This is a genomic window from Actinosynnema sp., assembly GCF_052038725.1.
Genome location: NZ_JBQGCX010001390.1, coordinates 1 through 10,156 on the forward strand (window position 1 = coordinate 1; position 10,156 = coordinate 10,156).

At 74.3% G+C, this 10,156-nt stretch carries 10 protein-coding genes and 1 pseudogene; 8 read left to right on the forward strand and 3 right to left on the reverse strand.

Annotation, left to right across the window (positions count from 1 at the left end; translation table 11 throughout):
* Positions 1–65: 65 nt before the first annotated feature.
* Positions 66–764, reverse strand: coding sequence for a hypothetical protein (locus tag ACTUAL_RS29390; protein WP_096496967.1), 699 nt, complete (start codon positions 762–764; stop codon positions 66–68).
* 162 nt (positions 765–926) lie between these two features.
* Between ACTUAL_RS29390 and ACTUAL_RS29395 the strand changes: the two genes are divergently transcribed.
* From ACTUAL_RS29395 to ACTUAL_RS29425, 7 genes are all read left to right on the forward strand, one after another.
* Positions 927–2,693, forward strand: coding sequence for an acetyl/propionyl/methylcrotonyl-CoA carboxylase subunit alpha (locus ACTUAL_RS29395; protein ID WP_440902517.1), 1,767 nt, complete (start codon positions 927–929; stop codon positions 2,691–2,693).
* A gap of 9 nt (positions 2,694–2,702) precedes the next feature.
* Complete coding sequence (locus ACTUAL_RS29400; RefSeq protein WP_096496969.1) at positions 2,703–3,089, forward strand: DUF1707 SHOCT-like domain-containing protein; 387 nt, start codon at positions 2,703–2,705, stop codon at positions 3,087–3,089.
* The gene (locus ACTUAL_RS29405; protein ID WP_440902518.1) at positions 3,086–3,961 is read left to right on the forward strand and encodes an HAD family hydrolase; all 876 of its coding nucleotides are present in this window, start codon (positions 3,086–3,088) and stop codon (positions 3,959–3,961) included. Before ACTUAL_RS29400 ends, ACTUAL_RS29405 begins: the two co-directional genes overlap by 4 nt.
* 168 nt (positions 3,962–4,129) lie before the next feature.
* Positions 4,130–4,723 (forward strand): DUF3558 domain-containing protein, encoded by a 594-nt coding sequence (locus ACTUAL_RS29410; protein WP_096496971.1) that lies wholly within the window; start codon positions 4,130–4,132, stop codon positions 4,721–4,723.
* A 91-nt stretch (positions 4,724–4,814) separates the two neighbouring features.
* Entirely contained in the window at positions 4,815–5,195 is a 381-nt protein-coding gene (locus ACTUAL_RS29415) for a transcriptional regulator (RefSeq protein WP_096496972.1), read from the forward strand.
* A gap of 26 nt (positions 5,196–5,221) precedes the next feature.
* A complete protein-coding gene (locus ACTUAL_RS29420; RefSeq protein WP_440902519.1) occupies positions 5,222–6,490 on the forward strand; it encodes a PPE domain-containing protein in 1,269 nt (422 codons plus the stop codon).
* Positions 6,487–7,293, forward strand: a complete 807-nt coding sequence (locus ACTUAL_RS29425) for an ESX secretion-associated protein EspG (RefSeq protein WP_440902520.1) — start codon at positions 6,487–6,489, stop codon at positions 7,291–7,293. Before ACTUAL_RS29420 ends, ACTUAL_RS29425 begins: the two co-directional genes overlap by 4 nt.
* Before the next feature lie 209 nt (positions 7,294–7,502).
* On the opposite strand, the gene ACTUAL_RS29430 is transcribed toward ACTUAL_RS29425, so the two are convergent.
* A complete protein-coding gene (locus ACTUAL_RS29430) occupies positions 7,503–7,964 on the reverse strand; it encodes a gamma-glutamylcyclotransferase family protein (protein WP_096496975.1) in 462 nt (153 codons plus the stop codon).
* A gap of 146 nt (positions 7,965–8,110) precedes the next feature.
* On the opposite strand from ACTUAL_RS29430, the gene ACTUAL_RS29435 reads away from it, so the two are divergent.
* Positions 8,111–9,514, forward strand: coding sequence for an NAD(P)H-quinone dehydrogenase (locus ACTUAL_RS29435; RefSeq protein ID WP_096496976.1), 1,404 nt, complete (start codon positions 8,111–8,113; stop codon positions 9,512–9,514).
* 393 nt (positions 9,515–9,907) lie between these two features.
* Here ACTUAL_RS29435 and ACTUAL_RS29440 read toward each other — a convergent pair.
* A pseudogene (locus tag ACTUAL_RS29440) lies at positions 9,908–10,156 on the reverse strand (glycerol kinase); the annotation flags it as partial.

The window sequence follows — 10,156 nt, forward strand, 5'->3', positions numbered from 1 at the left end:
CCCCGAGCGGCGCGCCGGCCCCGGTCACCCCCCCAGGTGGCCGGGGCCGTCGCCGTCCGCGGCGCTCACGACCCGGCGGCCGGGCACGCCCTCAGCTGGTTCGCGGCGGGCCGCACGTCCGGCCAGCCCGGCAGGGCCGCCTCGGCGTTCACCACCGCCGTGCACCCGAGCTTGCGGTCCTCCCCGTTCGCCACGTCCGCGACCAGCGAGTACACCTCGGCGACCCGCTTCGGGCAGTCCACGCCCTCCGCGCACCGCCGCTGCACCACGACCACGTCCATGACCTGGTCGCCGTTGACGTCGTGCAGCCCGACGTACCCGCCGTCGCCCTGGTACCCGCCGAGCGCCCGCGACCACAGCCCGTCCTGCCGCACCAGCGCCTCGGCGTACCGCTTGCCGCGCGCCTGCCCCTGCACCAGGCACACCGCCGCGACCGGCGAGTCGACGCACTCCAGCTCCAACGACCCGACGTCCTCGGTCACCCCGTACTCGGCGATGGTCAGCTCGAACATGACCGTCCCGGACGCGCCCTCGGTGGCGATGCGGCTGATCCGGTCGCCGACCATCACCCGCACCACGTCGGACCCGACGGCGGCCTCGGCGACCGGCTCGCACTCGCGGGTCCCGCAGATCGGGCTCACCCGGTCGTCGTTCGCGGGGGCGCGGTCGGGAGCCCGCAGCGACCAGGCGTAACCGAGGCCCGCCGCGGTGATCGCGACGGACAGGCAGGCGGTGAGCAGAGCGGTGAGCGGCGGCCTGGACACCGCCGGATTCTCGCACCCCCGCCGCTGCGGCTTCGCGGTTGTCGCGCGCCCCGCGCTAACTAAACTCACCAGTAGCAAAGCCGGGCGGCCCCGCCCGGCGGCCAGGTCCAGCGGTGACGCCCCGGCGGAGCCGCGTCCCGTTCCGGAGGAAGGCAGGACGCCGTGCCACTGCGCAAGGTCCTCATCGCGAACCGCGGCGAGATCGCGGTCCGGGTCATCCGGGCCTGTCGGGACGCGGGGCTCGCCAGCGTCGCGGTGTACGCCGACCCCGACCGGGACGCCCCGTTCGCGCGGCTGGCCGACGAGGCGTTCGCCCTCGGCGGGACGACGGCCGCCGAGACGTACCTGTCGGTGGACAAGCTGCTCGACGCGGCCAAGCGCGCCGAGGCCGACGCGGTGCACCCCGGCTACGGCTTCCTGTCGGAGAACGCCGACTTCGCGCAGGCCGTGGTCGACGCCGGGCTGACCTGGGTGGGGCCGTCGCCGCAGGCGATCCGGGACCTCGGCGACAAGGTGACGGCCAGGCACATCGCGACCCGCGCGGGCGCGCCGCTGGTGCCGGGCACGAACGACCCGGTGTCCGGGCCGGACGAGGTGGTGGCGTTCGCGCGGGAGCACGGGCTGCCGGTGGCGATCAAGGCCGCGTTCGGCGGCGGCGGGCGCGGGCTGAAGGTCGCGCGGACGCTGGAGGAGGTCCCGGAGCTGTTCGACAGCGCCGTGCGCGAGGCGGTGACCGCGTTCGGGCGGGGCGAGTGCTTCGTGGAGCGGTACCTGGACAGGCCCCGGCACGTGGAGGCGCAGGTGCTGGCCGACCAGCACGGCGGCGTGGTCGTGGTGGGCACGCGCGACTGCTCGTTGCAGCGGCGGCACCAGAAGCTGGTCGAGGAGGCGCCCGCGCCGTTCCTGACCGACGAGCAGCGGGCGACGATCCACTCGTCGGCGCGGGCGATCTGCCGCGAGGCGGGCTACCACGGGGCCGGGACGGTGGAGTACCTGGTGGGCGTGGACGGGACGATCTCGTTCCTGGAGGTCAACACCCGGTTGCAGGTGGAGCACCCGGTGAGCGAGGAGACCTCCGGGATCGACCTGGTGCGCGAGCAGTTCCGGATCGCCGAGGGGCTGCCGCTGCGGTTCACCGAGGACCCGGAGCCGCGCGGCCACTCGATCGAGTTCCGGATCAACGGGGAGGACGCCGGGCGCGGCTTCCTGCCCGCGCCGGGCGTGGTCACCGGGTTCGCGCTGCCGTCCGGGCCGGGGGTCCGGGTGGACGCCGGGGTCGAGGCGGGCACGGTCGTGGGCGGGCAGTTCGACTCGCTGCTGGCGAAGCTGGTCGTGACCGGCGAGGACCGGGAGCAGGCGCTCCAGCGGGCGCGGCGGGCGCTGGACGAGATGGTCGTGGACGGGATGGCGACCGTGCTGCCGTTCCACCGGGTCGTGGTGCGCGATCCCGCGTTCGTGGGGGACGCGGAGGGCTTCTCGGTGCACACGCGGTGGATCGAGACCGAGTTCGAGAACTCGATCGCGCCGTTCGAGGGCGGCGGCGAGGTCGGGGAGGCGGAGGAGCCCCGGCAGCGGGTCGTGGTCGAGGTCGGCGGCAGGCGGGTCGAGGTCGTGCTGCCCGGCGACCTCGGCGGTGGCCCCGCCCGACCCGCGGCCACCGCGCCCGCGCGGGCCGGGAGGCGGAAGCGCGCGGGCGGCGCCTCGCAGGTCTCCGGGGACGCGGTGGCCGCGCCCATGCAGGGCACGGTCGTGAAGGTCGCCGTCGAGGAGGGGCAGCGGGTGGCCGCCGGGGACCTCGTCGCGGTGCTGGAGGCGATGAAGATGGAGAACCCCGTGACCGCGCACAAGGCGGGTGTGGTGACCGGGTTGGCGGTGGAGGCCGGGTCGCCGGTGGCGCAGGGGGCCGTCCTGTGCGAGCTGAGGGAATAAGCTCGGGGCGTGGGTGATCGGGAGATCCGCGTCGGCGACGCCGAGCGCGAGGACGCGCTGCGCGTGCTCGGTGAGCACCTCAGCGCGGGCAGGCTCGACGTGGACGAGTACGGCGAGCGGACGGCGCGGGCGACCGCGGCCAGGAACCGGGGCGAGTTGCTCGACCTGTTCTCCGACCTGCCGCACCCGCACCCCGCGCTGAGCGCGGCCACGGCGGTGCGGCCGATGCCCCCGCCGCCGGGGCTGCCCGCGCGGCGCGGGGTCAACGTGGCGGTGGCCGGGCCCGCCGTCCTGGTCGGGTTCGTGCTGCTGGCCGGGCTGGTGAAGTCGCCGTTCGTGTTCCTGCTGATCCCGGTGGTGCTGTTCCTGCTCGTCGGCCGGGACAGGCGGCGGTGAGCGCGCCGACGCTGCTGCTGCTCGACCTGGACGGGGTGCTGCGCAGGTTCGGGCCGGACGCGCCGATCGAGGACGCGCACGGGTTGCGGCGCGGGCTGCTCGCGGAGACCGCCCGCTCGGTGGCCGGGCCCGCGCTGGTCGGGGCCGAGACGGACGCGCGGTGGCGGGACGCGGTCGTCGGCGCGCTGGTGGCCCGTGGGGTCGACGGCGAGGTCGCGGCCTCGGCGGTGCGGGCGTGGAGCCGGGTGGGCGAGGTGGTGCCCGAGGCGCTGGAGCTGGTGCGGGCGGTGCGCGGGCGCTGCCGGGTCGCGCTGCTGACCAACGCCACCGACCGGATCGGCGCGGACCTCGCGGCGCTCGGGCTGGACCGCGAGGTCGACGCCGTGGTCTCGTCCGCGCGGCTGGGGGTGGCCGCGCCGGACCCCGAGGCGTTCCGGCGGGCGCTGCGGGTGCTCCAGCACTCGCCGTCGGCGACGCTGTTCTGCGACGACTCGGCGGGCAACGCCGAGGGCGCCCGCGCGGCCGGGCTGGACGCCGCGCACACCCCGGACGCCGCCGCGCTGCGGGACGCGCTGGTCTCGCGCGGGCTGCTGGAGGGCGGCGCGGACGCGGGCGCGGAGGGCGCCGCGGCCGGTCCGGTGCTGCTGGTGCTGCACGACCGGGACGTGGCCGAGGAGGTCGCCGCCGAGCTGCTGGCGGCGGGCTGGTCGCCGTGCCTGGTGCACAAGGAGCTGCTGGCGGGCGAGGACGACGCCGAGGACGCGGACTGGGTGGTGGAGGTCGAGTCCGGTCCGGACGGTCGGGCGGCGGACGTCCACCGGCCGTTCCTCGACGCGCTGGCCGAGCGCCACGAGGGGTTCACCACCGACTAGCAGACCGCAGGACGGCGGTCACGTCGGGGTGTTGCTCGCGGTGGAAAAGCACTAGCGTCGCGGGCTGTGGATCCGGTGGAGATCAACGCGGGTGGGCGCTCCCCGCTGCCGAGCGGGTTCGCGCGAGGGCGGGACAGCGTTTTCCCCGCCCGGCTGCGGTAGGCGCGCGTGAAGGCCGCTCGTGCTCTGCTCGGCGCGCTCCTGGCGCTGCCGGTGCTGGTCTCGTGCACGACCCCGTCCCCCGCGCCCAAGGCCGACGGGCACGTGGACGAACCACTGAGCGTGACCACCACCCCTCCCCCATCGTTGTTCCCCCGTCCGAGCGAAATGCCGCTCGACGGAGTGGCGCCGTGCTCGTTGCTGAACGAGGAGCAGCGGGGGGAGCTGAGCCTGGACAACCCCGAGAACGAGTACGTCGAGACGAGCCTGGCGGGCGCGCGGGCCTGCTCGCTGCGCAGCAACGTCAGCGGCAACGTGGTGCGGCTCGCCCTGGTGACCGGGGAGGGCGTGCTGCTGTGGCTGGACGACTACGCGCAGGTGGAGGTGGAGACCATCGAGGTCGTCGGGTTCCCGGCGCTGGTGGTGCGCACCCCCGGCGTGGAGGACGTGTGCAACGTGGAGGTCGACGTGGCGCAGGGCCAGTTCCTCGACGTGATGTTCCGCGACGGGGGCAACAGCACCCCGCTGCCCCAGGACGTGCTGTGCCAGGGCGCGAGGCGGGCGGCCGAAGCCGCGGTGACCGGATTGCGGCAAAGGGAGTGACCCGCGCGGGGGAAGTCACCCACACCCACTCCCCGCTGTCGGACGCTCTGGTTAGAGTGACTGTGCGCTGATGACGTTGGGAGGTAGCGCCATGCCGAAGGATGACCACGTAAGGGGTGCGGGCACGGGGAGTGCCCTCCCCGGAGCCGGGCAGGCCCTGGACGTCGACCCGAGCGCCATCCCGAGCCTGAAGTCCGCCTTCTCCGGCGCGCTGTCCAAGCTGGACCAGCAGATCGAGATGGCCGTGACCGAGGTCAGGGTGCGCCCGTGGGCGGGCGACCCGGTGAGCATCGAGGCCGCGGAGAAGTTCAACGAGCGCTCCGTGGACTCGGGCGACTCGGCGCTCGACGCGCTGCAGGGCTACCAGCGGCAGCTCAAGTCGGCGATGGACGCGCTGACGCTGGTCGAGCGGCAGTACCAGGTGATCGAGGACGACAACAGCGGATTGATGGAGCAGCAGGGCGGCTGCTGACCGCCTGCGCGATGGGGAGGCTTCCTGTGTCCGACGGGCACCGCTGGAGCGGCTACAGCCACGAGGAGCTGTACAAGAAGATCAACTCTGGCCCCGGCCCGAGGGCGTCGTTCACCTCGCTGGAGCGCTGGGAGGGGATCGCGGGCGCGCTGGTGGAGATCAACGCGCAGCTCCAGGAGGGCGTGGCGCGCTCCGGCGCGCAGTGGCAGGGCCTCGCGGCCGACCAGGCGCGCGCGGGCATCAACCCGCTCGCCGAGTGGGCGGACCACGCCAGGACCGGCGCGGTGATCATGCGCGCCTCCACCCAGATGCAGGCCGACTACATCGCCAAGGCCCGCGCGGACATGCCCGAGCCGGTCAAGGTGACGGCCGAGGACCCCGGCACGATCCTGTCCGGGCTCGCGCACCTGGTGGGCGTGCAGACCGACTTCGAGGTGCAGGAGCGCGCGCAGAACATCGCCGAGCAGCGCGCCCGCGACGTCATGACCACGTACGCCTCCAGCACGACCGCGAACACCTCGACCCTCGGCCAGTTCAGCCAGCCCCCGCAGGTGGCGATCACCGCGGGCGACGTGGTCCGGGGCGACGCGGCGGGCGTGTCCTACGGGCACGGCCTCGTCGGCGGTCGCGGCGGCACGCGCGGCGGCGGCCGGGGCGGTCCCGGCGCGACCCGCCCGGCCACCAGGCCCGCGACCGAGACCAGGCCCGCCACCACCACGACCAAGGGCGGCTCCAGCACGCACGTCTCGCAGGCGAACCCGGCGAACGGCGGCACCGGCCCGCGCGGCTCCGAGACCACCGGCACGGCCAAGCCCACCACCGGCGGCGTCGGGGTCGGCGGCACGACCGGGGCCAAGGGGCGCGGCAAGGACGGCGAGCAGCACGGCTCCGAGCGGCACGACACCACGACCGGGCAGCGCGCGGCCGAGGTGAACGGCCTGCACGTGGTCGCCCCCGGCCAGACCAGCGGCACCACGGCCATCAGCTCCGGCGAGCTGGGCGCGTTCACCGCCGCCAACGCGCAGCACTCGGCGGCCATGGGCCCCGGTGGCGCGGCGGGCGCGCTCGCGGGCGCGGCCAACCAGAACGGCGGGGACACCACGCACCGGCGGGCGGTCCAGCTCGCCCCGCAGGGGCAGGCGTTCGACCCGTTCGGCGGGCTCGGCGGTCGCCGCGCCGAGGAGGAAGAGGAGCAGCTGCACGACGCCGCCGACTACCTGCGGGAGACCGGCGACGTGTACGGGGTCGGCCGGGGCGCGGCCCCGGTGATCGGGGAGGACCAGTCCGACCGATGACCACGTTCGGCCTCGACCTGGGCGAGAGCGGGCTGCGCGCCCCGGTGACCATCTCCGCGCTGGAGTTCGACGTGCTCTGGGAGCACCTGCGGCTGGAGACCATGCCGCTGGTGCTCAAGGTGCCCTCCCCCGGCAAGACCGACGGGGAGCGGCGCCTGCTGGAGGACCGGGCGTGGGAGGGGTTGGAGCTGCGCGGCCTCGGCAGGCGGCTGGACCTGGACCCCACCCTGGAGGACCTGCTGCACCTGCTGAACCGGCCGCAGCGCGAGGTCGACGGCAGGCTGTGGCTGGACGGGCGCAGCGTGCGGGTGCTGGTCGCCGCCAAGGGGCAGTCCGCCGCGCTGGCGGTGCTCGACGGCGACCGGATCACCCTGCGCGCGGCGTCCGCCGAGGGGATGCCGCGCGAGGCGCTGAGCGCCGTGCCGCCGCTCGGGCCGGGGCCGGGCCACTCGGTGACCCTGCCCAGCGCCGACCTGGAGGCCGCCGCGGCGGACGTGCTGGAGCCGGAGGACCTGGAGCGCGGGCTCAAGGAGCGCGGGCTGCGGGGCGAGGACGCGCACGTGCTGGCCGAGATGTTCCGGGACGCCGGGAACCGCGGGCAGTTCGGCGCGGCCGGGCGGGACAAGTGGGGCAAGCGGGTGCGGCCGGACCGGGTCGTGGCGTTCTTCGACGGCCCTGAGGGGCGGTACGTGCAGATGCGGCGGGCCCAGCCGGGCCAGGTCGCGTGGAGCACGGTCGCGCCGGTGGACTTCCGGCGGATGGTGCACCACCTGGAGGAGCTGCTCGCGGAGACGCCGTCCTAGCCGGGACGGCCCGCCTCGGGCGGCGCTCGCGGGTCGGCGCGGGGGGCGCGGCGCGGATGATAGCCCCCCGCTGATCGCCCGCTGATCGTTCCCGGTGCCCGAAGTTCACCGCTTCAGGCGACACCGCTGGTCGTGCGACCGGCCCGTCGCGCGGCCCCACCGCCGTGGGCGGGGCCGCCTCCCGGTCACGCGCTCACCGCGTCACCGGGTCACTGGGGCCCCTGCGGGCCGACGCTGCGGCACGGGCGGACGCGCAGGTCGGCCACGTAGTCGTCGGGCGCGCCCGCGGCCTCCGCCGCGTCCGCCACCACGCCGATGTACCGGGCCGAGGGCAGGCCGCCCTCGTAGGCGTCCAGCACGTACAGCCAGGCGACCTCGGAGCCCTCCATGGTCTGCACGCGCAGTCTGATCTTCTTGTAGAGCCCGAGGGCACCCTCCCAGCGGTCCAGGCTCGACTCGTCGAGGGTGCTGACGTCGTAGAGGACGCAGAACACCTGGGAGTCGGGATCTTCGACGATGGTGGCGAGCGCGCCCTCCCAGCCGAGGTCCTCGCCACCGAACGTCAGACGCCATCCGACGAGCCAGCCGGTCCCCGCCATGGGGGAGTACGGGGCTCGCTCCTTCATCTGGTTCGGGTCCATGTTGGACCCGTACGCGGCATAGAGCGGCACGCCGACAGCCTAGCGACATCGAGATCACCCGGAGGGTCGAGAAGACCGCGCGACACGCTGCGACACCCGACCGCGTACGGTTCGTACGGTTGTGAGCGGTTGTCGATCCGGACACCCGTTGTCTTCTGGACAGAGAGGAACCCCCCGTGACCCGCATCGTCATCATGGGCGGTGGGCCCGCTGGGTACGAGGCGGCGCTGGTCGCGGCTCAGCACGGCGCGGACGTGACCGTCATCGAGCGCGAGGGCCTCGGTGGCGCGTGCGTGCTGTACGACTGCGTGCCGTCGAAGGCGTTCATCGCCTCCGCCGCCAGTCGGTCGGCGTTCCGCAGCGCGGGTGAGCTGGGCATCCGGACGGACGACACCGAGGCTGCGGTCGAGCTCCCCGTCGTGCACGGTCGGGTGAAGGGCCTGGCGCTGGCGCAGTCCGCGGACGTGCGGGCGCGGCTCCAGCGCGAGGGCGTGCGGATCATCATCGGCAGCGCCGAGTTCCGCGACGACGAGCGCGGCCTGGCGCAGCACCGGGTGCTGGCGCGGACCGAGGACGGGTCCGAGGAGGTGCTGGAGGCGGACGTCGTGCTGATCGCCACCGGCGCCACCCCGAGGGTGCTGCCGGGCGCGGAGCCGGACGGCGTGCGGGTGCTGAACTGGCGGCAGCTGTACGACCTGCCGGAGCTGCCCGAGCACCTGGCGGTGATCGGCTCGGGCGTGACGGGCGTGGAGTTCGCGTCGGCGTACACCGAGCTGGGCGTGAAGGTCACCATGGTGTCGAGCCGGGACCGCGTCCTGCCGCACGAGGACGCCGACGCGGCGGCCGTGCTGGAGGACGTGTTCGCCGAGCGCGGGACCGCCGTGGTGAAGCACGCGCGCGCGGACCGGGTGGAGAACACCGGCGACGGCGTGAGGATCCACCTGGCGGACGGCCGGGTGGTCGAGGCGAGCCACGCCCTGATGACCGTCGGCTCGGTCCCGAACACCGAGGGCCTCGGCCTGGACCGGATCGGCGTCGAGCTGGGCAAGGGCGGGTACATCCCGGTGGACCGGGTGTCGCGCACGACGGTGCCGGGCGTGTACGCGGCGGGCGACTGCACGGGCGTGCTGCTGCTGGCGTCGGTCGCGGCGATGCAGGGCCGGATCGCGATGTGGCACGCGCTGGGCGAGGGCGTGAGCCCGATCAAGCTGAAGACCGTCGCGGCGAACGTGTTCACGAACCCGGAGATCGCCACGGTCGGCATCAGCCAGCAGGCGATCGACTCCGGCGAGGTCCCGGCCCGAACCGTCATGCTGCCCCTGGCGACCAACCCGAGGGCCAAGATGGAGGGCCTGCGCCGCGGCTTCGTGAAGCTCTTCTGCCGCCCGGCGACCGGCGTGGTGATCGGCGGCGTGGTCGTGGGCCCGACGGCGAGCGAGCTGATCCTGCCGATCGCGCTGGCGGTGCAGAACCAGCTGACCGTGGAGGACCTGGCAACGACGTTCTCGGTGTACCCGTCGCTGACGGGCTCGATCACCGAGGCGGGCCGGCAGCTGATGCGGCACGACGACCTGGACTGAGCCCCTCACCGCTTCGCGGGCTGCGGGGCGAGCGCAGCGAGCCCGCAGCCAGCCAATCCCGCGTCCCTCTTCTCCGTTTGGCCTGGCGAAGCCCGAGCACGCTTGTCAAGACGCCGCCGCACTCTGCGGCAGACCGGGGTGCCCAACGGCGTCTTGACGAGCGTGCTTGCCTGAAAGGAGGCCAAACGGAGAAGAGGGACCCCGCCCACCGCAGTGGTAAACGGGACCACAGGACCAACAGTCACCGGCCGGCAGAGCCCGTCCCCCTCTTTTTTGGAGGTCTGCCCCGCCGGCGAGGCGCGCTCTTCAGCTCTTGATCTTCATCTCTTGCCCTTCAGCTCTTGACCTTGAGCTTGTGACCTTCAGCTCGCAGCCCTTCACCCGTGGCCGAGCTCAGTCCTCGTCCTCCACCCAGTCGAAGGTCTTCGTCACGGCCTTCTTCCAGCTCCGGTACTGCTTCTCCCGCAGCGAGTCGTCCATCGCGGGGTCCCACTGCGTGTCCTGGGCCCAGTTCTGCCGGATGTCGGCCTCCGACTCCCAGAACCCGCCCGCCAACCCCGCCGCGTAGGCCGCGCCCAGCGCCGTGGTCTCGTTCACCACCGGCCGGATCACCGGAACCCCGAGGATGTCCGCCTGGAACTG